Origin of the sequence: Pseudomonas sp. Irchel 3F6, from assembly GCF_900187595.1 — a bacterium.
GTDB lineage: Bacteria > Pseudomonadota > Gammaproteobacteria > Pseudomonadales > Pseudomonadaceae > Aquipseudomonas > Aquipseudomonas siliginis.
Window position 1 is genome coordinate 146,416 of sequence record NZ_FYDP01000009.1, and the last position, 25,560, is coordinate 171,975.

The following is a 25,560-nucleotide window of genomic DNA, read 5'->3' on the forward strand; positions in this document are numbered from 1 at the left end:
GGTGCTTTCGCTGGTTATTCCGGTTTACCGTAACGAGGAATCGCTGCCGTCATTGCTCAAAGCCGTCGATGATTTGAACGTCGAGCTTCAAGGCGCGCTTGAGGTGGTTTTCGTGGTCGATGGCAGCCCGGATCGCTGTTACGAGATCCTGCGAGACCGCCTGCCCGAGCAACGTTTTGCCTCCCAGCTGATTCTACTGTCGAAGAACTTCGGTTCTTTCATGGCGATACGTACAGGTTTGCAGCATGGCAAGGGTCGCACGTTTGCCGTAATGGCCGCCGACCTGCAAGAGCCGCCAAGCCTGGTGCTGACCATGAACCGGGTGTTGAATACCGAGCCGGTGGATGTAGTAGTCGGTGTCCGCGAGGGTCGTGACGACCCATTCCTGTCGAAACTGGCATCGAAAACCTTCTGGGGTCTGTACAAACGTTACGTTATCCCGGAAATGCCTGACGGCGGCGTCGACATGTTCGGCTGCAACCTGGAGTTTCGCGACAACCTGCTCAAACTCGAAGAACGCCACAGCTCTTTGATCGCGCAGATTTTCTGGCTGGGTTTCCGCCGACAGGTAGTCAGTTACACTCGAGTTGCCCGGGAACACGGCAAGTCGGCGTGGACATTGCGAAAGAAAGTGAACTATCTGATGGACAGTGTCTTCTCGTTCACGGACTTGCCCATTCGCCTGCTTATTCGTGTAGGTGCAGCCGGCTCAGCACTCTCGGCGTTATACGGCGTCAGTGTAATCCTCGCGAAGATAGGCGGCCTGATCGATGTCCCTGGTTATGCCATGACACTGTTTACCATTACCCTGCTGGGCAGCCTCAATCTGCTGGGGCTCGGCGTGATCGGTTCGTACGCCTGGCGTACATATGAAAATACCAAAGGGCGCCCTTTGGCGATCCCTATGAAAGTTTCTGAGTTTGGAGCCAATAAATGATTGATTCGCGCGATTTTTTTGTTCATGACCGTGCGATTTGTGAATCGTCCACTATCGGTAAAGGCTCGCGTATCTGGGCGTTTGCACACGTATTACCGAACGCTCGTATCGGCGCCGAGTGCAACGTGTGCGACAACGTGTTTGTCGAGAACGACGTCATCATTGGTGACCGGGTAACACTCAAATGCGGCGTTCAGGTTTGGGACGGCATCACCATAGAAGACGATGTTTTCGTGGGACCGAACGTCACGTTCACCAATGACAAGTTTCCACGCAGCAAAATCTATCCGGAAGCGTTTTCTCGCACCATCATCCGCAAAGGTGCATCTCTGGGCGCCAATTCGACGATCCTGCCCGGAATTACCATTGGCACCTCGGCAATGGTCGGCGCAGGCGCGGTCGTCACCAAATCCGTTCCACCGAATGCTATCGTGGTCGGTAACCCGGCGAAGATCATCGGCTACGTCGATGCCAAGCCTACCGAAGGCACAGTCGTAGACAACCCGGTAAAAGTCGGCCAATCAGATGTCCATCCTTGTGGCGTTACGCTGCACCGCATGATGGAAGCCGTCGATATGCGCGGCAGCCTGAGCGTTGGCGAATGCGGCAAGGACGTTCCGTTCGAAGTGAAGCGTTACTTCCTGGTAACCAACGTTCCGACTGCTGAAACACGTGGTGAACATGCTCACCGCGAATGCCACCAGTTTCTGGTAGCGGTCAAAGGCACCGTTCACGTAGTTGCCGACAATGGAAAGCACCGCCAGGAGTTTGTTCTGGACCACCACACACTGGGCCTGTTCCTGCCAGCAATGACCTGGGGTATCCAGTACAAGTACTCGGCGGACGCGGTTCTGCTGGTTTTCGCTTCCGAGCATTACGCTGCTGACGACTACATCCGCGATTACGATCAATTCCTGATCGAGAAAAAAGCGCAGATTGGTTAATAGCCGTGAAAATTTCCGAACTGATGGAAATCAGGTTTTTCCGGTTCCTCCTGACAGGCGGGCTGAACACCGGAATTACGTATGCGCTGTATCTTATATTGCTCAGTGTACTTCCCTACACATGGGCTTATTCGATCAGCTATGTTTGCGGGATTGTTTTCGCGTTCGTGATGAGCCGGTTCCTTGTCTTCAAAGAACACCAGGGGATCAAATCGATCCTGCTGTTCCCACTCGTCTACGTCGCGCAATACGTATTGGGGATGTTTGTCGTCTGGTTCTGGGTCAAACAGCTGTCGCTGCCTGAATACCTGGCTCCACTGGCGGCGATCATTCTGTCGCTACCACTTACATACGTATTGACGAAGCTGGTATTCGTCAAACCCGGAGCGATTACTCGCTAAAAAAGGCAGACGGAATAATCCGTCTGCCTTTTTTAATTGCTGAACGCTATCAGCGCAATCAGGCTGATCCCGCCTCGATGTTCATGCCGCAACATCCTTTTCGGATTTTCCCGCGCTGAACCGCAACGCCAGAATGAATAGTGGCACGTAAGCCACCACGGCACCGACAAAGCCATTCAGCTTGAAGTGCGTGACAGCCACTGCAATCGGCAGGAGCCAAAACACATTGATCAAGCCCACGACAAGGGTCACCGGCAGGTGCTTGCCATAACGGCGCGAGGCGAATTGGTAAGCATGACTGCGATGCGCTTCATACACTTTCTCGCCGCGCAGCAATCGACGCAACAAGGTGAAAGTTGCGTCGACGATGAACACCCCGAGCAGGATCAACCAACCCCAGAAGTACTCAAATGAGGCATTGGCGGCCTGTATCGACAAAATGCCCAAGACGATACCCAGAAAGCCGCTGCCCGCATCGCCCATGAAAATCTTCGCTGGCGGAAAGTTCCACAACAGGAATCCTCCCGCACAACCAGCCAGTAGCAGGGCCGGCCCCATCAGCCCGACATACCCGTCCAGGGCGTACAGCACGCACGCCCCGACACACGCAGTTACCGCCTCGACCCCGGCAATCCCGTCGATACCGTCCATAAAATTGTAGAGATTGAGCATCCAGACGAGGTAGAGGCTAGCCAATACAAACCCGCCCCAGCCCAGATCGAAGACCTGTCCGAACACACTGACGGGCGGTAGGCCACCCAACCAGGCCAACGCCCAGATCGCCGCGCAAAAGTGCCCAAGTAAACGCCAGCGCGCAGCAATATGGCCATGATCATCCATGAATCCGATGATCGCCACCAGGCTGCCAGCACCGACGATCGCAGCGAAATCTCTGAATGCGATCAAGTCAGCAGCATACAGCGAGCACATGGCGATAAGGAACGTCACGACGATCGCACCCCCCCCTCCCCTTGGCGTGGGGACCGTATGCGAACTACGGGCATTGGGAATATCCATCAGACTTCTGGCAAGGGCATACCGGCGCAAAACAGCAGTCAGAAGGAACGAAATAATTAAAGCGATCAGCACAAACCAGCTGAAATTCATCGCGGCAGTAGCTCCAAATAAAAGCCAGCATTCGTCACTGGCAAACAAAAACCATTGCACCCGCCTGGCCGATCAAGGGGTTCGATAAGCCAGGCGGGCGCACTGCATCAGTTTTTGTTCACATCCACGATCTCATGCAGCGGACGCTTGCTCAGCACGCGTTTGATTTTTTGCCGTAGTGAGTAAGGCACCGCATGGCTGATGCGCTCCATGCGTGGATGACGGTAAAGCGTCCAGATGGCCAATAGCGCGATTTCCTTGGTCGTCAGCGGCGCCTCATACACAGTTGTCGGGGCCGAGAATTTCGGCAGTTCGAAACCGTTTTTTGGTTTGCTGTGCTTATCACTGCCCACGCCGCATAAGGCCGGGTAATCAACGCTATAAAACGCTGGCTGCTGCAGGTGGGTGTCCACGACAGGCGCAGTCAACTGCTCACCGGCAGCGAGCCTTTTCACAAAGTCGCTGATTCGCCGCATCAACTCGGCTGGCTCGAGCCCATAATCATAAACAAGAGTGTTTTCACGTCCGGACAATCGTTCCGGGAATGCCCCAATGTTTGGCGCAATAATTGGCAACCCGGCTTCCAGCGCATAGCTGAGGGTATAGCTGTAGGTTTCCGGGCACAGACTTGGAAACAGGACGACATCAAACTCATTTGCGGCCATTAGGGAAGACAGCTCACTGGCATCGTAACGACCTGTAGTCAGGACACCGCCCAACTCTCTGTAGCCGAAACCGACCAGCCGGAAGTTGATTGGTGCATTGACCGTCGCTGCCGCCTCCGCCACTTGTTCCAGATAATCGGCACCCTTTTCTTTACCAAGAGCACCAATAACACCCACGTTGTAGCGGATCTTTTGCGCGACAGCCGCGACACCCTGCCCAATATTGCGTTTGTGCTCTACGTGACCTGCAACGACAGCGTTACGTAACTCGAAGTTGAGTCGATAATTGGCGAGGGTGTACGCCGAAGGGAAAATTACCGCTTTCGCCCCGTCGATAAAGCCGCGCAATTGCTCACGCCATTGTGCCGGCGATACACCATCCGGCAGAGGGAAGTCAGGATTGACGATGTCGTCGGCATAACTGCCCGGATAAACGCCCTGCGCATCGGTCAGTGTAGGGTTGCCGCATAGCCAGTAATAATCATGAACCGTCAATGCATATTCAGTGCCCAACTCAGCGGGCAATTGAACCAGTTGCGAATTCAGACCGAGCGTGTGATGGAAGTGCACGAAGCCGACACCACAGCCCTTCAAGAACTCGACCAAAAGGTTGTGCTCTTCCGGCAACTGGAAAAGAAGCTCGTCAGCCCCCGGGAAACTCCCCATCCGCAAAGTAACGGCGGACTGGCCACGACGAGGCGCCAGGAACAGGCAGCAAACATCGGACTCAAGAGCGTCTGCCAACTCGTCCAGATGCTGCTGCACACCGCCTCCAGCCTCATGCGAAATGTGCAAGACCTTTGGCCGGTCCAACGATGCGATCAATTGCGCAAGACGTTTTACCCGTAATGCTTTCAGCGGATCAGCTGCGATGAACCTCTGGATATCCAAGTGATAATCCGGATGCAGCTCGGTGATGGCCTTGGTTGCATGCTCGGTCAACGCCTGCTTGGAAGAGGAGAAGCTGACCCCGCCCTCATGAAATGCATACAGGTTAGGGGTCACGATGTTGAGCCAACCGGCTTTTAGCCCGCGCTGGCACAGATCGTTCTCTTCACCATAACCTTTGCCGAACTTGTCCTCGTTCAGCAGCCCCACGACATCCAGACAATCGCGGCGAATGTACATGCAGAAACCTACACCTGTCGGTGCCTGGCTGACCGGCAAACGCGGGCCGGAAAACACAGCATCGATCTGCTCGACGCTTAAACCAAAGGCTGGCTGGTTTTCGTAAAGAAACGCCGGGAAGCTACAAATAGTCGCGTTGTTGGAAAACGGTGTAACGGTACCGATGTTTGGCGCGATGTACGCCTCAGCGGTCAGCCGCTCCAGCCAGTCAACAGGCACGATGACATCACTGTTAAGGAAAACGATATCGTCCTGGCTGGCATGGCGCATGCCGCGATTGACGGTTTTGACAAAGCCAAGATTGACTTCGTTTTCGAGAACGGTCATCACCTGCGGCCATTGCATTTGCAATTCGATCAACATGGCCTGCATGCCTGCATCTGGGCTCGCATCATTGATCGCGACCAGTTTGGAGTCGAAAGCAATAATCCCTGGCATCGCGGCAAGGATGCAGCGACGAGTCATTTCGACATCTTTATAGATTGGCAGAATGACGCTGACCGAGCGAGTGCGCGCGACAGGCGCTTCAATTACGTCGTCAACCGGCTGTGGCAGATTGGCTTCCTGGCCGCGCAGATAGGCCGTCAGCGCCTGCTTGGAAGTCTCCACTTTGCTGCGCAACACGCCTTTTCCCTGCCGCAACGAGCGCACAAGGAAGCGTACAGGTTTCGTGATGAACCAAGAGTTGGAGTTAATGACTTGATTATAGTCAGCTTCACGCTGGTCCAGTTTTGCACTCAGCGTTTCGATTTTCTGCCTGGCGTCAGTGACAGCGCTTGCAAGCGCTTCACGGGTTTGAGCCAATGCAATCTGCGAACTGCTGAAAGCAGAAAACAGATTGTCTTCGACAATCAATCGATCTTCGCCCCACGCCGTAAATTCACTCGGGCTTCGGCCGTTAATCGCATTCTGTATCTGCGCCTCGATGGCCAGAAACTCTTCCACATCTTTTTCGCAAAGTGGGTACCCGGCGGCTTCGCAAGCTCGGAATACAAAGTCTTTGCGTGTAACCGGGCCAGCCTCTGCGCCCTTGCTGATACGTGTAATCGAACCCAGCAACTGCGTTAGCGCTTTGAACAGCAGGTACTCGTAGCGAACATTCGTGTTGAGCGTCCACTCTTTGTCGATCAACTGCGGACGGCCGTCCAGATCAATCACAATATTTTGCGGGACCGCATCGATCAACGCTCCCGACACCTCACCCGGCTGGCTCTCGGCGTTATCACAGAGCACGTTTAGCATGCTCAGGTAATTTTTGAGGAAGGCGCCGATACCTGCGTAAGTCCAGCCCTCGGCGTTGACTATATCGATCAGCTTAGTGCCAAGCACATAACCATTGATGTAAGGCTCGGACGCAGCAAGATTAAAAGTGACGAGCGATTGCCCTTCACCCTCATCGATAGTCTTCCCGAGTTTTTGGTAATGCACATTGATCGCATCTTCGAAATCGCGACGAAATTCCGAACGTTTGCAATACGTCGAGCGTCGATCGCAGCTGTAATGATACGCCAGGGTCTGCGGGTCGACTGCGCTGCGCGAGACCGTCGAAGCACCTACAAGAAAGGAGTTGGCCATATCCATGCCCAAGCCGTTCCTGAAAATCTGCGACCAGGCTAATTCCAGTGAGAAGGTGCACAGATCCGGCAATTGCGGATCTCTCTGTACACTTTGTGATGCGAATGCACTGGCATCGAAATCAGGATCTTTGAACCCCTCTTCGGTGATGATCGAAACGGGCAACTTGTAATCGGGAAACGGCGCAAAGAACTCACTCGAGGTAAACCCGGCTGTCGCCAACAACGACGCGAGAGCTTTTTTCCCGTAGGTCTGCACGGTAGCGCTGTTATAGCGCCCCTCGACACCGTACATCGGCGTCGTCACGTGATCTTCAGGCGCTCCAGCAAAATATTTCAAGCCGAGCTGGTTTTCGATCGCGATGATGAGCAAACCGTCAGGCTTAAGCAGTGAGCGAACTTTCTCAAGCATTCTCGCACCCGGGTTATCACCGGCTACGAACAGGTTGGCATATTCAAAAACGCCGATCAGGGTGATGACATCGAATTGGGTATCAATGCTGAACTTCTCGAACGACTCAGCCAGAACCGAGACGTTTGGCAAGTCTCGGGTGCGTGCACGGGCGATGCTGGCGCGACGCGAGCTACCTTCCAGCGCCAGCACCCTGCCGCCCTGCTCACCTAAATACCGGGTAATTGCACCACAACCGGCGCCGATCTCGAGCACATCGCCACGCAGATCGGCATCGAAAACCCGCAACAAGTTCGAACGGGTACTTGAGAGGTAATAAAGCGATGGCCAATCGGTGCACGATCTTCGCAGCTCATCAGAAAAAACACTGACGTCACTGGCCTGATCGATCAAGAATTTTATGCGCAGTTCGGTGCTATCACCATCGCTGTAGTTGATGCTCGAATAATCCGGCCTCGACCAGATGTTGAGCTCGTCATTAAGCTGATAGCCCGCTTGTTTCAATAAAATATTCAATTTGAAACCTTCTTGGCACGAATGCTGGAGTCCAGATTTACAAGCCCAAAAAATTTGTCAGTCGGACGAACCTGGAAGTGGATCGAATCATAACGCCTGTCACGGGGAGTAACCTCTTCGCCATCTTTGGTCGACACTCCGACAGAAATGAAGTAGTCACCTGGGGCCAGATCACAAGATATAAGTACCTCAACTTCGACGATCTCGCCCTTGCGCCCGCACGTTCTAAATTCCAGGCAATCCAGCGTTTCACTATTCACGCCATAGAGGGTAACGCCCTCTTTGGTCTTGATCGTCATCCCGAGAATCGGACACACCAGATCAGTATCAAACCGTACAAATACCGATAGTTTGATCTGCACGCCAGTGTCTAGGGCAATCGGGTACTCAAGCCCTTCTGCGCTCAGGTGGAAGTCGATGATAGTGGCCGATCTGTCACCCCAACGATATTCGTTCGGGTTGTAGTTCGGATGCGTTTCAAATACATCGAGGCCGCCTTCAGGCGTTTGATACGCTGCCAACTGGTCAGACGCTTCTGCACTTTCGACAGAGGCCGATTGCTGAGTCTTGCCGAACAACAAATCAAGGTAACGGTTGACGACCATGCGCGGCTCGCCTTCAGCGAGCTGCACACCGTTGTTCAAAAGAAAGGCGTGGTCACAGTGCGTAACGATTTGTTCGCTGGAGTGCGTTACCAGCAGAATGCTCGTGCCGTTTTCCTTGAGCTTTTTCAACCGATCAAAGCAACGGGCCTGAAATTTTGCGTCCCCCACTGCCAGCGCTTCATCGACAATAAGAATATCGGGCTCGACTTGCGCCTGAACGGAAAACGCCAGTCGCACCAACATACCGCTCGAATATGTCTTGACCGGTTGATTGATGAAATCGCCAATGTCCGCGAATTCGATGATCGCATCATATCGTGCGTCGATTTCTTCTTTGCTCAAACCCAGAATCGAGGCGTTCAGGTAGACGTTCTCGCGTCCAGTAAACTCGGGATTGAATCCGGAGCCCAGTTCGAGCAATGCAGCGATCCGGCCATGGGTTTCAACCGTACCACTGGTTGGATTCAACGTACCGCAAAGAATTTGCAGCAAGGTGGACTTGCCACTGCCGTTGCGGCCAACGATACCGACCGTCTCGCCTTTGCGAATTTCGAAGGAAACGTCGCGTAGCGCCCAGAACTCACGGCAATATTTTTTCTTCCCGCGACTGAGCATCTGAAGCAGTCTGTCGCGCGGTTTGTCGTAAATCTCATAGCACTTACTGAGATTTTGAACCTTGATAGCGACCTCAGATGACATCGGCGAATCCTTTTCGTGTTTTCTGAAACCAGGCGAATCCAAGCCATGCAATCAACGCCGAGCCGGCGAGATAAATGCCCAATACGGTAAAGTCAGGCAGTTTTCCCCAAAACAGAATGTCCCGGGCGTACTCGATTGCAGGCGTCAGCGGATTGAGCATCAGTAGATGTTGATACTTCTCAGGTAGCGCACTGGCAGGGTAAAAAATAGGCGACAGAAACATCAGGACTGTGGTCAGGATGCCGATGAATTGCGCGACATCTCTTAAGTAAACGCCGAGCGACGCCAAGGCCCACGTCAAACCCATGATCATCAGCATCAACGGCAGGATAATCAACGGGAACAACAGGACGGTCAGGTGCGGCGTGCCAAACAGTATCAAATAGGCCAGCAACCACACAGTCAGGCTGATCACCATGTGAAAGAGCGCCGAACCGACTGTGATCCAAGGAAGGATCTCCAATGGAAACACGACTTTCTTCACATAGTTGGCGTTCGAGAGAATCAGCGTCGGGCTTCGATTGAAACACTCCGCAAAGAAGTTGAAGACGATAAGTCCCGCAAACAGAATAAGTGCAAACTCGGTTTTCGAGTCACTTCCGCCGCTCCAGCGTGCCTTGAAAACGACGCTAAAGACAAAGGTGTAGACAACCAACATGAACACGGGGTTAAAAAACGACCAGAGAATTCCCATGAACGATCCACGATAACGCCCAACGACTTCTCGCTGTACAAGCGCCGCGATCAGGCTCCGATTACGCCAGAAACTGTTGACCATTTCCTTTGGCGACGTGGAAAAATTAAGCATTATGCACACACCTGAGATAAATCGAGGGAGACAGACTTCATACAAAAACTCTCTTGTTGAGATACCGGGAGGACGCCACGGAGCAATTTCACGTCCTGCCTTGCACGATGAGGGCATCAAATTCTGTTGAGCACCGCGGCCAGCAGCAGCCCAAGATTACCCAAACACGTCTGCCGATAGACCTTCGCGCGGTAAAGCCAGACGAAACGGCCGAATCCTTTTGAATCACGGGCTTTCTTGAATTGCTCAAAGGTCTGCAAGCTGTCTGCACTCAAGCTTGAGCGAACCGTTTCAAGTGCAGCGATATTTTTGTCATTCCAGTCACGAAAGCGACCCGTAGACATCATCCGCAAGCGCATGATCCGTGCGCGCACTCCTGAGTTGGCGCCAATCAGATTCGCTTCATGCTGCCTGTACAGAATGGAAGGCGAGGCGTCATAGACGACCTCGCCACCCACCCCGGTAATCAGTAGATAGGCCCACCAGTCATGGGAAACGATATCCACTTGGCCGCCAGCATGACAGAGTACGTCCCGAGCCAAATGATTGAATACCATAGTATTCCCCCCGGCCAGACTTTGTACCAGTGCATTGCCAAAACTGGCGGGGCGAGAAAATAGTGGCGAGCGACCGATGACCGTTCCCGAGTCACCAATCAACTCGGTCCGGCCGCAATACAAAGCAGGAAGACCGGACGGCAGCGCCTCCAATACCTTTACGGCAGACTCAAGTTTATTGGCTTGCCAGATATCGTCCTGGTCGGCCCACGCATAAAATTGCGATTGCACGGGCGCATCGCAGGCAACGGACATGAAGTTAGCCGCGAACCCTCGCTTGGGCCCTTGCAGAATGGTCAACCGGCCTTCTCCCCAGATCGCGCTGTACTGGCGCAGAATATCCAGTGTCGCGTCGGTAGAACCGTCATCAGAAACAACGACGGTCCATTCGCGATAACTCTGGCGAGCTATCGAATCCAGTTGTTGTGCGAGAAAGCGTTCACCGTTGTAGGTACACATCAGAATCGTTACGCGGGCCGATTGCGTTTCATGACCTTGAATACTAAAGTCAGAATCGCCGCCAGGCTGCTCGCCTGTCTGATCAAATTGTGGAAGAGGGGCTACCACCGAGCACTCCATTGCATTGAAGAAAAAATAATGACGATGTCGTTTCGCTCAACATCAAGAGGTACAGCCTTGGCAGCATGAAAATTACATGCCCCTCTCATGGACCGCTCCCGACAGCGAAAAATTTGCCATTATAAGTCATACCAATTTGATAGCCCAGTAACATCACCACCTTCAACAGCACAAGGCGGTGGTCATGGTATGAAAAGAGTAATCAGAATGTTGCCTTGAGCCGGAAAAATCCTGCCAAGGCGTACGGATTTGGGCTGCGTAGGGTATCAAGGCGCCCTAATTGGCAAAAGGGTGGCAATCTGCCAATCCATCGAGGGTCAGATCAATTGCTGTGCTTTATCGAGCAAGCCTTAGCGAAAAAGTGACATCCATAAAGAATACTGACACATTTAGCGCTCCCGGAGATGGTTGGCAGTGGCCTGAAGTGCCTGGCTCACGCTGATGGGCGGCGTCCACTCCAGTATTGTGCGCGTCTTTTCCATGTCGACCTGTAACGAGCCGCAGAGTCGCTGAGCTAAGGCTCTCCTACCCAATAAAGCTGCCCCAAGGCGCAGAACAAACGGAGGCACGGGCAACAATCGCGCTCGCACAGTCAGGGCGCTCGACATCCTTTGAAGCAATTGAGTGGTCGAAAGATCTTCGCCATCACTTACCAGAAAAGTTTGATTGGCTGCTTGTGGATGATCGATGCAGGTCACCAAAAGATCCACCAGATTACTGATTGCCACCAAGCTGCGGCGATTGCCCAATGCGCCCAATGGCAGTGGCAATCCTTTTTGCAACCAGCGCATCATATTTAGGAAGTTAGCTTTGACGCCCGGCCCGTAAACCAGGGGCGGTCGAATAATTACCAGCTCCATTGCGGTTTCCAGTGCTATTTGACGCACGACTTCCTCTGCCTCGCACTTGGAAATACCGTAAGGATCAACAGGCGCGGGAATATCGGCTGCGGTAAAGGGTCTCCCGGCGGGTGACTCTTCGCCATTGACCTTGATCGAACTGACAAAGATGAAGCGCTTTACCCCGGACGCTGCCGCATGACGGGCCAGCCGCGCAGTGCCCTGCACATTCATTTGCCGAAACATGGCAAGCGGATCAGCCTCACACTCGTTCATTACATGAACCCTGGCCGCACAATGAATCACCGTCTGGATATTATTCAATGGCGGCAATAAAACGCGCTCATCCAAATCAAAAGGCACGACATCACACAAACCACTCAACCGAGTTTCGCTACGTGCAGCCGCAACTGGTGTGTAGATCTTGTCGAGAAGCAGGCGGAACACCACGGCCTCGCCGACAAACCCCGTCGCCCCGGTCACCAATACCCGAGCACCTTTCATTTGTTTTTCTTCCCGATCACGGCAGTCGCGCAACAAATAAAGAAAAAGAACAGCTTGTCCCTGGTTCGACGACGACATTCACCGGCTTTTAACGACAGCCGCAATAATTGTCGACGCCCCAAAGGTAACCATTGCCGGACGAATGGATCATCGGCGAGACCCACCAACTGCGCAATCATTCGAATCTGAGAAAACCACCAACCGTCATGGATAATTTTATAACGCGCAATCAGTGAATTTATACCTGAATTGGCCCCGACCTGATTACTTTCGTGCTGGCGATAACACATGGATGGCTGCGGATCAATGAACCAGCGTACACCACGACTGCGTGCGAACGCATAGCAATACCAGTCATGCAGACTGACCTGTTGCAAGGCATCCCAATGTTTCAACAATGAGACCTTCAGCAACTGCATCATCCTTTGGCTCATGACATACGTACAGCCCGGTCCGGCAGCCTCAAAGAGAAAGTCCCAGCGGGTTTGCGGCTGGGCCTTGTCCAGTACCTGGTTACGACCATCAGGCCAGAACGCAACTACGTTACTCGAGTAAGCATCCACGCCAAGAGATTTGATCGACCGGATAGCGCGCTCGATCTTGTCCAGATACCAGACGTCATCCTGATCAGCGAACGCGATGAAATCGTAGCCTTCAAGATCAACATCTCGAAGCAAACGGAAGAAGTTGCGGGAGGCCCCACCAAACGCACCGGCGTCGGGCAGGACGATTACGTTCGGATGCTGTGCAGCATAATCGGCGCACCATGCCTCAGTACCGTCAGTGGAGGGATCAATACTTATATAAACGGTTACGTCGACAGCTGTCTGACCGAGGATCGAGGCCAACTGCTCCTCGATCCACTGCATGCCATTGTAGGCGGCCAGCAAAATCGCAACCTTGGGATGTTCTACTGGCATGCCATTCCTGCTTGCAGCGTTAAACATAGCATTGCGAAAGTCAGAACTTTCGATCAGGCAGACGGCGAGTCCAGCAACTTCTGAAGGTATTGACCGTAACCCGTCTTCTTCAGTGCTTGCGCTTGTGCGTTAAGCTGCTCGGCAGAAATCCAGCCATTGTGATAGGCGATCTCTTCCAGACACGCCACTTTCAGACCCTGACGCTGTTCGATCGTGTGAACGAAGTGACTGGCTTCAAGCAGAGAGTCGTGAGTACCGGTATCCAGCCAGGCAAACCCGCGACCGAGCATTTCCACGCTCAGGGTCTGGCGCTCCAGATACGCACGGTTGACGTCGGTGATTTCCAGCTCGCCACGCTCGGAGGGCTTGATGTTCTTGGCGATCTCGACCACATCGTTATCATAGAAATACAGACCGGTGACCGCATAGTTCGATTTTGGCTTCAGCGGCTTCTCTTCGATACTCAAAGCCTTGCCACTTTTATCAAACTCGACGACACCAAAGCGTTCAGGATCGGAGACGTGGTAGCCAAATACGGTAGCTCCCTTTTGTTGGGTACTGGCGGAGCGCAAGTTGTCCGAGAAATGCTGACCGTAGAAGATGTTGTCCCCCAGAATCAGACAGCATGGATCCTGACCGATGAACTCTTCACCAATAATGAACGCCTGGGCCAGGCCGTCCGGACTAGGCTGCTCGGCATAAGTAAGCTTGATCCCGTACACGCTTCCATTACCCAGCAGTTTACGGAAGCACGGCAAATCTTCCGGCGTGGAAATAATTAGGATTTCTCGCATACCCGCCAGCATCAAAACGGACAGCGGATAAAAAATCATCGGCTTGTCGTAAATAGGCAACATTTGCTTGGAAACACCAAGAGTCAGCGGGTGCAGGCGCGTGCCCGAACCACCAGCGAGGATGATGCCTTTACGATTTGTCGTGGTCATTTGTTCAGAACTTCCCTAAGCATTCGGGTTACACCACTTTGCCAATCCGGCAAGTGTAGAGAAAAATTGTCGCGCAGCTTCTGAGTATTCAATCGTGAGTTCAGAGGGCGACGTGCAGGTGTAGGATAGGCTGTGGTTTCAATCGGGTTGACCGCCGTTACAGCTAACTCCTCACCTTGGGCTTTAGCGAAGTCTATGACGTGACTGGCATACCCATGCCAAGACACTTCGCCCGCAGCGGCCAAGTGATAGAGGCCAGCCAACTCTGGACGACTGATAACTCGCTGAATAGCCAACGCCGAAACGTCAGCAATCAGATCAGCACCGGTTGGAGCACCAATCTGATCCGCAATCACATTTAATGTTTCGCGATTCTTGGCCAAGCGCAGCATGGTCTTCGCAAAGTTGTTGCCGCCAGCTCCGTAAACCCAGCTAGTACGAAAGATCAGATACTTACAACCCGCCGCGATAATTGCCTGCTCGCCGGCGAGCTTGCTGGCGCCGTAATGGTTCACTGGCGCAACAGCGTCTGTTTCCTGCCATGGCGTGACGCCTTGGCCACTGAAGACGTAATCCGTTGAGTAGTGAACCAGCCATGCGCCCGACGCTGCGGCTTCTTCCGCCATGACGCCGCTCGCGAGTCCGTTTACGCGATCTGCCAATTCGGTTTCCGACTCAGCTTTATCAACCGCCGTATAAGCAGCAGCATTAACAATAACGTCGGGCTTTATCTGACGAATCGTTGCACGCAAGGATTCAAGATTCGACAGATCACCGCAGAGGCCATCAACAAGGTGACGATCAAGAGCGACCAGTTCACCTAGCGGAGCCAGGGAACGTTGCAGCTCCCAGCCCACCTGACCGTTCTTTCCTAGGAGTAGGATCTTCATGCTTTATTCGAGCGATCCGTATAGTTCTGATCAATCCACTGCTGGTAGCTGCCGCTCTTCACATGCTCAACCCACTCGGTGTTAGTCAGATACCACTCGACAGTCTTGCGAATGCCAGTCTCGAAAGTCTCTTTCGGAGTCCAAGCCAGCTCACGCTGAATCTTGCTCGCATCGATTGCATAACGCACGTCATGTCCAGGACGATCCTGAACATAAGTAATCAGGCTGGCATGCGGACGATGGGCAGAATCAGGACGCAACTCATCGAGCAACGCACACAGGGTATGCACTACCTCAATGTTTTGTTTTTCGTTATGACCGCCGATGTTGTAGGTCTCGCCGATGACGCCTTCAGTGACGACTTTATAAAGCGCGCGCGCGTGATCTTCGACATACAGCCAGTCACGAACCTGGTTGCCTTTGCCGTACACCGGCAGGGGTTTGCCTTCCAGCGCATTGAGAATGATCAGCGGGATCAGCTTCTCAGGAAAATGGCATGGGCCGTAGTTGTTCGAGCAGTTGGTAACCAGTGTCGGCAGGCCGTAAGTGCGGGCCCAGGCACGAACCAGGTGGTCGGAGCTGGCTTTACTAGCCGAATATGGCGAGCTTGGCTGGTAAGGCGTGGTTTCGGTGAAGAGGTCTTCCGGACCTTCGAGATCTCCGTAAACTTCGTCAGTCGAGATGTGGTGGAAGCGGAAATTGGCTTTGCGGGTGTCATCCAGAGCAGCCCAGTAATGGCGCGCAGCTTCTAGGAGTGTGTAAGTGCCAATAATGTTGGTCTGGATGAACTCGGACGGGCCGGAGATCGAGCGGTCAACGTGGGATTCAGCGGCCAGGTGCATGATTGCATCCGGTTGATGTTCACGCAGAACGCGGTCGATCTGATCACGATCGCAGATATCGACGCGTTCAAAGGCATAGCGAGAACTCTGACTGACTTCCGCCAGCGACTCCAGATTGCCGGCGTAAGTCAACTTATCGACGTTGACGACCGCATCGGCAGTGCTAGAGATGATGTGACGGATGACTGCCGAGCCAATGAAGCCGGCGCCGCCGGTAACTAGAATTTTCACGCGAAACGATACCCTTGAGCTGCGGACAGCGCTGCCAGCGAGCGCGGTCTAATCCATGAATGCAGAGGCCACTACCAGTTGGCATCCGTCAGAGTCAGTCTGAATCGACATGCATTAAGGCACGATCGAACAAGGGACGCATTTTACAGCTTAATGATGCTTTTACTAATGGATAAAGACAGGCTGAGGCGCAATTTCGACAGATGCCGTGCGCCTGTCGCTTTTAGACCAGACGTTTACGAGCCGCTCTCGATGTACGCCCTAGAAACCAGCCCAATACAGGACCGATGAGCATACCGATCAGCAACGCTAGCACTGCAACAACCGACACCGGCAACTGCGGGCCGGAAAAACCCAGAAACAAAAGCGAAACAGATTGCTGATTCTCCAGCACAAACGCTAGAACAACCAGAACCATCAGCAGAAGAAAAACGCCAAGCAGTATGCGTTTCAGATTACGCATTCACGCGCCCTCGAATTTGAATAGCGAAGATCAAGCGCCCTCCTCCTCTTCCTCGTTCACGCGATCACGCAATTCCTTGCCCGGCTTGAAATGCGGCACGAATTTACCGTCCAGACTTACCGACTGGCCGGTTTTCGGGTTGCGGCCGACGCGCGGCGCGCGGTAGTGCAGGGAGAAGCTGCCGAAACCACGGATCTCGATACGATCACCGGTGGCGAGGCACTGAGACATTTGTTCAAGCATGGTCTTGATGGCCAGCTCCACATCCTTGGATGAGAGTAGCCCTTGATGGGTGACAATTCGTTCGATCAACTCCGACTTCGTCATATTTTTCCCTTCTTTTTCAAGCAGCTAGATCAGCGCTTGAAAGGTTTTAGCATGCCCGGAAGAATTTGAACAGCCCAGGGATTGACATATATCTCCCGCGGTCAAAACGCCCATTTTCAGGGCATTTCCTAGCGAGTCGGATCGCTGCTCACTTAACGACACATCACCAGCATGGTCCGGGTTACAAAGCCTGCGGGATTGAAGCCAAACGGGTATTCATCTTCATCTTTCGCATCATCAGAGCGGGTGATGACCTTGTAGCCCTTACCTTTGCACTCCTTCGCTGCACGCTTCTGGCACTTTTCCCAACCGGAACCCAACCCGGAGCAATCGACCTCGATACCACTGACGCCGCGCACCGCATGGGTTTTCGCGCTGGTGGTGCAACCTGCCAGCGCCAGGACCACCGCAACAACAAATAACTTGTTCATCCACTTCCTTATGCCAGGCAAGCCTGACGACTAATACTCAAGATCAAGCTTAGTCGCGAATAGGCGATTGATCCGATTAAAGAAACAGACCCACAGGCGAAGCCATTGGTTTCATGCACGGACGTACAAGAGCCAAATCGCAGGCACAAAAAAGGGCGACCGAAGTCGCCCTTTTTAATGATCAAGCAGAACTTAGTTCTGTTTGGCCATTGCTTGACGCAGCAGTGCCGCCATAGTGGTGTCAGCTGCTTCACCTTCCGGAGCTGCTTTCAGGCTCTGGATGGCTTCTTTCTCTTCAGCATCGTCTTTCGACTTGATCGAGAGCTGGATTACGCGGCTCTTGCGATCAACGCTGATGATCTTGGCTTCAACTTCCTGGCCTTCTTTCAGAACGTTGCGCGCGTCTTCAACGCGGTCACGGCTGATTTCGGAGGCTTTCAGGGTAGCTTCGATGTCGTCGGCCAGAACGATGATGGCGCCTTTGGCGTCAACTTCTTTCACGGTACCGGTCACGATAGCGCCCTTGTCGTTAACCGAGACGTACTCGGAGAACGGATCGCTTTCCAGTTGCTTGATGCCCAGGGAGATGCGCTCGCGCTCTGGGTCAACCGACAGGATGACAGTGTCCAGCTCGTCGCCCTTCTTGAAACGACGTACGGCTTCTTCGCCCACTTCGTTCCAGGAGATGTCGGACAGGTGAACCAGACCGTCGATGCCGCCGTCCAGACCAATGAAGATACCGAAATCGGTGATCGACTTGATGGTGCCGGAGATCTTGTCGCCCTTGTTGAACTGGCCAGAGAAGTCTTCCCATGGGTTCGACTTGCACTGCTTGATGCCCAGGGAGATACGACGACGCTCTTCGTCGATGTCCAGGACCATGACTTCCACTTCGTCGCCGACTTGTACGACTTTCGAAGGGTGGATGTTCTTGTTGGTCCAGTCCATTTCCGAAACGTGTACCAGACCTTCAACGCCTTCTTCCAGCTCAGCGAAGCAGCCGTAGTCGGTCAGGTTGGTAACACGAGCGGTAACGCGAGTGCCTTCTGGGTAACGGGCTTTGATAGCAACCCATGGATCTTCGCCCAGTTGCTTCAGGCCCAGGGAAACACGGTTGCGTTCGCGATCGTATTTCAGAACCTTGACGTCGATTTCGTCACCAACGTTGACGATCTCGGAAGGATGCTTGATGCGCTTCCAGGCCATGTCGGTGATGTGCAGCAGGCCGTCCACGCCACCCAGATCGACGAATGCGCCGTAATCGGTGAGGTTTTTGACGATACCTTTGACTTGCTGGCCTTCCTGCAGGGATTCCAGCAGAGCTTCACGCTCGGCGGAGTTCTCGGCTTCGAGGACGCTGCGACGGGAAACGACAACGTTGTTGCGCTTCTGGTCCAGCTTGATGACCTTGAATTCCAGCTCTTTGCCTTCCAGGTGCGTGGTGTCGCGCACTGGACGGACGTCAACCAGGGAACCTGGCAGGAACGCACGGATGCCGTTAACGTCGACAGTGAAGCCGCCTTTAACCTTACCGTTGATAACGCCCTTGACCACTTCCTCGGCTGCGAAGGCTGCTTCCAGAACGATCCAGCATTCAGCGCGCTTGGCTTTTTCACGGGACAGCTTGGTTTCGCCAAAGCCGTCTTCAACCGAATCCAGAGCAACGTGAACTTCATCACCAACGTTGATGTTCAGTTCGCCAGCATCGTTGTAGAACTGCTCAAGCGGGATGAGTGCTTCAGACTTCAGACCAGCGTGAACGGTTACCCAGCGAGCCTGGTAATCGATATCAACGATAACACCGGTGATGATGGAGCCTGCCTGAAGGTTCAGGGTTTTCAGGCTTTCTTCAAAGAGTTCCGCAAAGCTTTCGCTCATTTTAATTCCTGTAGATGAGGGCGAAGTAAACGCCCATCTCCACACCCCAGACGGTGTGGGTTAGTTTCATTTAAAAGAAGCACCGCAGGACTATGACTGGTCCCCTGCGGCCTTCTTGGTCACCCGGCGATATCGCGAATGGCGATCTCGCTCATGATGCGTTCAAGCACCTGATCGATGGAAAGCTCCGTTGAATCCAGCTGAATCGCGTCGGCCGCCGGCTTGAGCGGGGCTACTGCGCGCTGGGTGTCACGCTCATCGCGTGCACGGATCTCATCTAGCAGACTCGACAGACTAACACCCTCGACTTTGCCCTTCAACTGCAAATATCGACGGCGCGCCCGCTCCTCGGCACTGGCGGTGAGGAAAATCTTCAGCGGTGCACCCGGAAATACCACCGTGCCCATGTCGCGACCGTCCGCCACCAGACCCGGCGCTTCCTGAAACGCACGCTGGCGCTGCAGCAGCGCCTCGCGTACGGCGGGCAGCGCAGCCACTTGCGAGGCCCCGGAACCGACGCTTTCGGTGCGAATGACATCGCTGACTTCGTCGCCTTCGAGAATAATCCGCTGCAGCTGACCTTCGGTCGCGGCGATGAACTGCACATCCAGATGAGCGGCCAATGTCTTCAGCAGCTCTTCATTGGTCAGGTCGACGCCATGGTTATGCGCAGCAAACGCGAGCAAGCGATAAAGCGCACCGGAATCCAGCAGGTTCCAGCCCAGACGCTTGGCCAGAATCCCGGCGACCGTGCCTTTGCCGGAGCCGCTTGGCCCATCGATGGTGATGACCGGTGCAATGTTTTTCACGACTGAGCCTCTTGTGCCACACGAATGCCGACTTGCCCGCACAGCGCGAGGAAGTTGGGGAACGAGGTCGCGACGTTGGCGCAATCATGGATGCGGATCGGTGCGGTAGCGCGCAACGAGGCAACGCTGAAGGCCATGGCGATACGGTGGTCGCCGTGACCGTGCACTTCACCGCCGCCGATCTGGCCGCCGTCGATGATGATGCCGTCCGGGGTCGGTTCGCACTTGACGCCCAGCGCCAGCAAACCGTCCGCCATGACCTGAATCCGGTCGGATTCCTTGACCCGCAGCTCTTCTGCGCCGGTGAGCACGGTACGCCCTTCGGCGCACGCGGCAGCAACGAACAGGACCGGGAATTCGTCGATCGCCAGCGGCACCAGCGCCTCCGGAATCTCGATACCTTTGAGTTTAGCTGCCCGCACGCGCAAATCAGCCACTGGCTCGCCGCCCACTTCACGCTGGTTTTCCAGAGTGATATCGGCACCCATCAGCCGCAGGATATCGATCACGCCAGTACGGGTCGGGTTGATGCCCACGTGCTCGAGCACCAGTTCGGAACCCTCGGCGATCGAGGCTGCGACCAGGAAGAACGCCGACGACGAGATATCGCCCGGCACTTCGATGTGAGTCGCGGTGAGCTTGCCGCCGGACTCGACCGAAGCCGTGGCGCCGTCAACGCTGACCGGGTAGCCGAAGCCACGCAGCATGCGCTCGGTGTGATCGCGGGTCGGTGCCGGCTCGGTCACCGTGGTCTTGCCTTCAGCATAGAGACCGGCAAGCAGCAGGCAGGATTTCACCTGGGCACTGGCCATCGGCATGGTGTAGGTCAGGCCCTTGAGCTTATGGCCACCGCGAATGGTCATCGGTGGACGACCTTCGGCAGCGGTTTCGATCACGGCGCCCATTTCTCGCAAAGGATTAGCCACGCGATTCATCGGACGCTTGGACAGCGAAGCGTCGCCGGTCAAGGTGCTGTCGAAGTTCTGCGCCGCCAGCAGGCCAGAGAGCAGACGCATCGAGGTGCCAGAGTTGCCCAGATAGATCGGGCCCGGCGCAGGTTTCAGGCCGTGCAGGCCGACACCGTGGATGGTAACGCGGCCGTGGTGCGGGCCTTCGATGACCACGCCCATGTCGCGGAATGCCTGCAAGGTCGCCAGGGCGTCTTCGCCCTCAAGGAAGCCTTCGACTTCGGTGACGCCTTCGGCCAGCGAGCCGAGCATGATCGAACGGTGGGAAATCGATTTGTCACCCGGTACGCGAATCCGACCGGACAGGCGGCCACCAGGTTGAGCCAGGAAGATCAGATCGTTGGAGTTCATAGCGTCCACATAGGCCCTGCGGGCCAGGATTTTACTGAAATGCTCGCGGGCAACCCGGGCGCGCGTGAAAACGCCCAACAATTGGTGCCCATCCCCTGCATCGACCGCGTCGCGCAAGGCGTCGAGGTCGCTGCGAAATGTATCGAGTGTGCGCAGGACAGCCTCGCGGTTGACGAGGAAGATGTCGTGCCACATCACCGGGTCGCTTCCGGCGATTCTTGTGAAATCGCGAAAACCACCGGCAGCGTAACGGAAGATCTCCAGATTTTCATTGCGCTTGGCCAACGAATCGACCAGACCGAAGGCCAGCAGGTGCGGCAGATGGCTGGTCGCGGCCAGCACTTCGTCGTGACGCTCGACCTGCATGTGCTCGACATCGGCGCCCAGTTCGCGCCAGAGCCGATCAACCAGCGCCAGTGCGGCAGGATCGGTCTGCTCGAGCGGCGTCAGGATCACCTTGTGCCGACGGAACAGCTCGGCATTCGAAGCTTCCACCCCGCTCTGCTCGGAACCGGCAATCGGGTGCCCCGGGACGAAGCGCGCCGGCATGCCGCCGAACGCTTCAGTCGCGGCGCGCACCACGTTGCCTTTGGCACTGCCGACATCCGTGAGAATCGCCTGCCCCAGATCCATGACAGCCAGACGCGCGAGCAGCTTTTCCATGGCCAGAATCGGCACCGCCAGCTGAATCACATCGGCACCGACGCAAGCCGCCGCCAAATCGTCTTCGCAGCGATCAACCACACCCAATTCGACCGCGAGCTTGCGCGATTGCGGATCCAGATCGACGCCGACCACTTCACGGCACAGGCCGCTTTCACGCAAACCCTTGGCAAACGAACCACCGATCAACCCCAGACCGACCACCACAAGGCGACCGATCATAGGTGCAGCAGGTTGCAGCGCAGTGACATCAACCACGAGCCAGAACCTTGCGCAGCGCCTCGAGGAAACGGCTGTTTTCGGCCGGCAGACCGATGGTCACCCGCAGGTGGTTCGGCATGCCGTAATTGGCCACCGGACGCACGATCACGCCTTCGCGCAGCAAGCCCTGGAAAATCGGCGCCGCGACCTGGCCGAGATCGACACAAATGAAGTTGCCTTTGGACTCGATCCAGCTCAGCCCCAGCTCACGAAAACCCGCCTGCAACTGCTGCATGCCGGCTTCGTTGAGCTGACGGCTTTGCGCCAGATATTCCTCGTCCTTCAGCGCCGCACACGCCGCCGCCAAGGCGAGGCTGTTGACATTGAACGGCTGGCGAACGCGGTTCAGCACGTCTGCCACCACAGGCGTCGACAAGCCATAACCGACGCGCAGCGCGGCCAGACCATAGGCCTTGGAGAAGGTGCGCGACACCAGCAGGTTCGGGTACGCCGCGAGGAAGTCGAGACCGTCCGGCAAATCGCTGCCTTCGGCGTACTCGATGTAAGCCTCGTCGAGGACTACCAGCACATGCTCGGGAACGTCCTGCAGGAATTCGTCCAGCGCTTCGGCGCCGAACCAGGTACCGGTCGGGTTGTTCGGGTTGGCGATGAACACCACGCGGGTGTTGGCATCGATGGCCGCAAGCATCGCCGGCAGGTCATGGCCCCAGTCTTTGGCTGGAACGACTTTGGCCTGCGCACCGACAGCTTGGGTAGCAATCGGATACACAGCGAATGCATGTTCGCTGAATACCGCGTTCAGGCCCGGCGCCAGATAGGCACGGGCGACCAGCTCAAGAATGTCGTTGGAGCCGTTGCCCAGCGTGACCTGATTCAGGTCGACACGGCACTGCTCGGCAAGCAGAGACTTCAGGGCGAAACCATTGCCGTCCGGGTAGCGGGTCAGCTCGGCCAGCTCTTCGCGGATCGCCGCCAATGCCTTCGGGCTGGCGCCCAATGGGTTTTCGTTGCTCGCCAGTTTGACGATCTTTGCCGGATCCAGATCCAGCTCGCGCGCCAGTTCGTCCACAGGCTTGCCCGGAACGTACGGCGAAAGTTGTTGCACGCCCGGCTGTGCCAGAGCGAGGAAGTTGCCACTCATTTGCTACCGCCCCTTAGAGAACTGCTTTCGGGTAGGAACCCAGCACTTTGAGTGCTACTGCTTCCTGACTGATCTTTTCCAGCACACCTTTGATCAACGGATCACGGTGGTGGCCGACAAAGTCGATGAAGAACACGTAGGTCCATTTGCCGCTGCGCGACGGACGGGTTTCGATGCGGGTCAGGTCGATGCCATTGTCGTGGAACGGCACCAGCAGCTCATGGAGCGCGCCGGGCTTGTTGCTCATCGACACGATGATCGAGGTCTTGTCGTCGCCGGTCGGCGGCACTTCCTGATTACCGATCATCAGGAAGCGGGTCGAGTTGTCCGGGCGATCTTCGATCTTCTCGGCCAGACGCGTCAGGCCATATAGCCCTGCCGCCATGTCGCCAGCGATCGCTGCCGAATTCCACTCACCCTTGACCCGTTTGGCCGCTTCGGCGTTGCTCGACACCGCGACGCGTTCGACATTCGGGTAATGCGCATCCAGCCACTTGCGGCACTGAGCCAGCGACTGCGCGTGGGAGTAGATGCGGCTGATACTGTCGGTCTTGGTATTTTCGCCGACCAGCAGATGATGGTGGATGCGCAACTCGACTTCGCCACAGATCACCATGTCGTGCTCGAGGAAGCTGTCCAGCGTGTGATTGACCGCGCCTTCGGTGGAGTTTTCCACCGGCACCACGCCGAAATTCACCGCACCGGCGGCGACTTCACGGAACACTTCATCAATCGCCGCCATCGGCTTGCTGATCACCGCGTGACCGAAGTGCTTCATCGCTGCCGCTTGGGTGAAGGTGCCTTCAGGACCGAGATAAGCCACTTTCAGTGGCTGCTCCAGCGCCAGGCACGACGACATGATTTCGCGGAACAACCGCGCCATCTCTTCGTTGCCCAGCGGCCCCTGGTTGCGCTCCATCACCCGTTTGAGCACCTGAGCTTCGCGCTCAGGACGATAGAACACCGGCACTTCGCCTTCGGCCAGCGAGGCCATCTTCACGCGGGCGACTTCCTGGGCGCAACGCGCACGCTCACTGATCAGCTCGAGGACTTTGGTGTCCAGAGCGTCGATGCGAACGCGCAGTGCCTTGAGTTCTTGCTCGGACATCAGCCGTGTTCCTTCTCGAATTCCGCCATGTACGCCACCAGCGCGTTGACCGCAGTGATGTCGACGGCGTTGTAGATGGAGGCGCGCATACCGCCCACCGAACGGTGACCCTTGAGGTTGAGCAGACCGCGCTCGTCAGCACCGGCAAGGAATGGCTTGTCCAGACGATCATCAGCCAGACGGAACGGTACGTTCATCCACGAGCGATCCGACTTGTTGATCGGGTTGCTGTAGAGGCCACTGGCGTCGATGAAGTCGTACAGGGTGCGCTGCTTGACGTCGTTGAGCCTGGCGATCGCTTCGACGCCGCCCTGCTCTTTCAGCCACTGGAACACCAGACCGGACAAGTACCAGGCGAGGGTCGGCGGGGTGTTGTACATCGAGCCGTTATCGGCCGCGACCTTGTAATTAAGCATGGTCGGGCACAGCGAGCGCGCTTTGCCGAGCAGGTCTTCGCGGATGATGTTGACGACGATGCCGCTCGGGCCGATGTTTTTCTGCGCGCCAGCGTAGATCATGCCGAAACGCGAAATATCGACCGGGCGCGAGAGGATGTCCGAAGACATGTCCGCCACCAGCGGTACGTCACCGGTTTGCGGGATCCACTGAAATTCCAGACCACCGATGGTTTCGTTCGGCGCGTAGTGAACGTACGCGGCGTCTTTCGACAGGTTCCACTCGTTCTGGGCTGGGATGGCGAAATAGTCGTAAGGCTTGGCAGTGGCAGCAACGTTGACGTGGCCATAGCGCGAGGCTTCTTCGATGGCTTTCTGCGACCAGATACCGGTGTCGATGTAGTCGGCCGAGCCGCCTTCAGGCAACAGGTTCAACGGGATCTGCGCAAACTGCTGGCTGGCGCCGCCTTGCAGAAACAGCACTTTGTAGTTCGACGGGATATTCAGCAGGTCACGCAGATCCTGCTCGGCCTGGGTGGCAATGGACACGAACTCATCGCTGCGATGGCTCATTTCCATGACCGACAGACCCTTGCCGTGCCAATCAAGGAGTTCACCCTGGGCGCGCTGCAGGACAGCTTCAGGCAGCGCCGCCGGACCGGCGCAGAAGTTATAGGCTCGCTTGCTCACATCCAATCTCGC

Annotated in this window: 22 protein-coding genes; 3 read left to right on the top strand and 19 right to left on the bottom strand. The window is 55.4% G+C overall.

Annotated elements, in window-relative coordinates:
- Position 1 precedes the first annotated feature (1 nt).
- Genes CKW30_RS24975 through CKW30_RS24985 form a run of 3 tightly spaced genes read left to right on the top strand, consistent with a single transcriptional unit; the run spans position 2 to position 2,282 of the window.
- Positions 2–937 carry a glycosyltransferase family 2 protein gene (locus tag CKW30_RS24975; protein WP_095182229.1) on the top strand — a complete coding sequence of 312 codons (936 nt, stop codon included), beginning with the start codon at positions 2–4 and terminating at the stop codon, positions 935–937.
- A complete protein-coding gene (locus CKW30_RS24980) occupies positions 934–1,881 on the top strand; it encodes a WxcM-like domain-containing protein (protein WP_085607208.1) in 948 nt (315 codons plus the stop codon). The genes CKW30_RS24975 and CKW30_RS24980 overlap by 4 nt, the downstream gene beginning before the upstream one ends.
- A gap of 5 nt (positions 1,882–1,886) precedes the next feature.
- Positions 1,887–2,282 carry a GtrA family protein gene (locus tag CKW30_RS24985; protein WP_252876708.1) on the top strand — a complete coding sequence of 132 codons (396 nt, stop codon included), beginning with the start codon at positions 1,887–1,889 and terminating at the stop codon, positions 2,280–2,282.
- Positions 2,283–2,363: 81 nt separating this feature from the next.
- Here the strand turns inward: CKW30_RS24985 and CKW30_RS24990 are convergent, their stop codons facing one another.
- The 19 genes from CKW30_RS24990 to serC all read right to left on the bottom strand — a co-directional run bounded on the left by CKW30_RS24990 (position 2,364) and on the right by serC (position 25,548).
- Positions 2,364–3,389, bottom strand: a complete 1,026-nt coding sequence (locus tag CKW30_RS24990) for a glycosyltransferase family 4 protein (RefSeq protein WP_095182230.1) — start codon at positions 3,387–3,389, stop codon at positions 2,364–2,366.
- Between the two features lie 107 nt (positions 3,390–3,496).
- Positions 3,497–7,684, bottom strand: a complete 4,188-nt coding sequence (locus CKW30_RS24995; RefSeq protein WP_095182231.1) for a methyltransferase — start codon at positions 7,682–7,684, stop codon at positions 3,497–3,499.
- Positions 7,681–8,988, bottom strand: a complete 1,308-nt coding sequence (locus CKW30_RS25000; RefSeq protein WP_095182232.1) for an ABC transporter ATP-binding protein — start codon at positions 8,986–8,988, stop codon at positions 7,681–7,683. The genes CKW30_RS24995 and CKW30_RS25000 overlap by 4 nt, the downstream gene beginning before the upstream one ends.
- Entirely contained in the window at positions 8,978–9,796 is an 819-nt protein-coding gene (locus CKW30_RS25005) for an ABC transporter permease (protein ID WP_095182233.1), read from the bottom strand. The genes CKW30_RS25000 and CKW30_RS25005 overlap by 11 nt, the downstream gene beginning before the upstream one ends.
- A gap of 116 nt (positions 9,797–9,912) precedes the next feature.
- The gene (locus CKW30_RS25010; protein ID WP_256584405.1) at positions 9,913–10,920 is read right to left on the bottom strand and encodes a glycosyltransferase family 2 protein; all 1,008 of its coding nucleotides are present in this window, start codon (positions 10,918–10,920) and stop codon (positions 9,913–9,915) included.
- 401 nt (positions 10,921–11,321) lie between these two features.
- On the bottom strand, positions 11,322–12,275 hold the full coding sequence (locus CKW30_RS25015) for an SDR family oxidoreductase (protein ID WP_095182234.1): 954 nt from the start codon (positions 12,273–12,275) through the stop codon (positions 11,322–11,324).
- Complete coding sequence (locus CKW30_RS25020; protein WP_095182235.1) at positions 12,272–13,195, bottom strand: glycosyltransferase; 924 nt, start codon at positions 13,193–13,195, stop codon at positions 12,272–12,274. The genes CKW30_RS25015 and CKW30_RS25020 overlap by 4 nt, the downstream gene beginning before the upstream one ends.
- Before the next feature lie 53 nt (positions 13,196–13,248).
- A complete protein-coding gene (gene rfbA / locus CKW30_RS25025) occupies positions 13,249–14,139 on the bottom strand; it encodes a glucose-1-phosphate thymidylyltransferase RfbA (protein ID WP_095182236.1) in 891 nt (296 codons plus the stop codon).
- The gene (gene rfbD / locus CKW30_RS25030; protein ID WP_095182237.1) at positions 14,136–15,029 is read right to left on the bottom strand and encodes a dTDP-4-dehydrorhamnose reductase; all 894 of its coding nucleotides are present in this window, start codon (positions 15,027–15,029) and stop codon (positions 14,136–14,138) included. Before rfbD ends, rfbA begins: the two co-directional genes overlap by 4 nt.
- Complete coding sequence (rfbB, locus tag CKW30_RS25035) at positions 15,026–16,102, bottom strand: dTDP-glucose 4,6-dehydratase (RefSeq protein ID WP_095182238.1); 1,077 nt, start codon at positions 16,100–16,102, stop codon at positions 15,026–15,028. Before rfbB ends, rfbD begins: the two co-directional genes overlap by 4 nt.
- 223 nt (positions 16,103–16,325) lie before the next feature.
- The gene (locus tag CKW30_RS25040; RefSeq protein ID WP_095182239.1) at positions 16,326–16,565 is read right to left on the bottom strand and encodes a LapA family protein; all 240 of its coding nucleotides are present in this window, start codon (positions 16,563–16,565) and stop codon (positions 16,326–16,328) included.
- A 30-nt stretch (positions 16,566–16,595) separates the two neighbouring features.
- Positions 16,596–16,892 carry an integration host factor subunit beta gene (ihfB, locus tag CKW30_RS25045; protein ID WP_007950920.1) on the bottom strand — a complete coding sequence of 99 codons (297 nt, stop codon included), beginning with the start codon at positions 16,890–16,892 and terminating at the stop codon, positions 16,596–16,598.
- 152 nt (positions 16,893–17,044) lie between these two features.
- Entirely contained in the window at positions 17,045–17,323 is a 279-nt protein-coding gene (locus tag CKW30_RS25050) for a hypothetical protein (protein WP_073472356.1), read from the bottom strand.
- Positions 17,324–17,515: 192 nt separating this feature from the next.
- Positions 17,516–19,201, bottom strand: coding sequence for a 30S ribosomal protein S1 (gene rpsA, locus CKW30_RS25055; protein ID WP_016770920.1), 1,686 nt, complete (start codon positions 19,199–19,201; stop codon positions 17,516–17,518).
- Between the two features lie 119 nt (positions 19,202–19,320).
- The gene (gene cmk / locus CKW30_RS25060; protein ID WP_056788351.1) at positions 19,321–20,010 is read right to left on the bottom strand and encodes a (d)CMP kinase; all 690 of its coding nucleotides are present in this window, start codon (positions 20,008–20,010) and stop codon (positions 19,321–19,323) included.
- Positions 20,007–22,214, bottom strand: coding sequence for a bifunctional prephenate dehydrogenase/3-phosphoshikimate 1-carboxyvinyltransferase (locus CKW30_RS25065; protein WP_256584409.1), 2,208 nt, complete (start codon positions 22,212–22,214; stop codon positions 20,007–20,009). Before CKW30_RS25065 ends, cmk begins: the two co-directional genes overlap by 4 nt.
- 28 nt (positions 22,215–22,242) lie before the next feature.
- Positions 22,243–23,355: a histidinol-phosphate transaminase gene (gene hisC / locus CKW30_RS25070; protein WP_095182241.1), complete on the bottom strand. Its 1,113-nt coding sequence runs from the start codon at positions 23,353–23,355 to the stop codon at positions 22,243–22,245.
- Positions 23,356–23,368: 13 nt separating this feature from the next.
- Positions 23,369–24,463, bottom strand: a complete 1,095-nt coding sequence (gene pheA / locus CKW30_RS25075) for a prephenate dehydratase (protein ID WP_016770924.1) — start codon at positions 24,461–24,463, stop codon at positions 23,369–23,371.
- The gene (serC, locus tag CKW30_RS25080) at positions 24,463–25,548 is read right to left on the bottom strand and encodes a 3-phosphoserine/phosphohydroxythreonine transaminase (protein ID WP_095182242.1); all 1,086 of its coding nucleotides are present in this window, start codon (positions 25,546–25,548) and stop codon (positions 24,463–24,465) included. Before serC ends, pheA begins: the two co-directional genes overlap by 1 nt.
- Between the last annotated feature and the right edge of the window lie 12 nt (positions 25,549–25,560).